The sequence below is a fragment of the Acinetobacter sp. 742879 genome (assembly GCF_000588535.1).
Taxonomy (GTDB): domain Bacteria; phylum Pseudomonadota; class Gammaproteobacteria; order Pseudomonadales; family Moraxellaceae; genus Acinetobacter; species Acinetobacter pittii.
This window is the reverse complement of sequence record NZ_JFYC01000054.1, coordinates 1-319: the sequence shown is the minus strand read 5'-3', so window position 1 is coordinate 319 and position 319 is coordinate 1. Positions and strand designations below refer to the sequence as shown.

The following is a 319-nucleotide window of genomic DNA, read 5'->3' as shown; positions in this document are numbered from 1 at the left end:
GTAAGCATCCGGCTAACACAGCCTTACCAAGCGGTCCTATAAGCCTTAATTTAGTTCCCACCTAAAAACAAGTGGGGACTTAATCCATGAACATGGATATATATTCAGCAACACCTCCTGTTGCTAAAAAACGCAGAACATACAGCAAAGAATTCAAACTCAGTATTGTCAATGCCTGTAAAAATCCTAATACCTCGATCGCTTCGGTCGCACTGCAACATAGTATTAATGCCAACCTTGTCAGTCGTTGGATCAGGATCTTCAGCCATCATGAGGGTGCCGTGCAGGATCCTACTCATGTGAATCCAGCATTTATTGC

At 43.3% G+C, this 319-nt stretch carries 1 protein-coding gene; it reads left to right on the top strand.

Going from position 1 to position 319, the window contains the following annotated elements; all coding sequences use genetic code 11:
* Positions 1 to 86 precede the first annotated feature (86 nt).
* Positions 87 to 319, top strand: a 233-nt coding sequence (locus tag J690_RS0104875) for a transposase (protein ID WP_152977334.1), incomplete at its 3' end; no start/stop codon positions are given.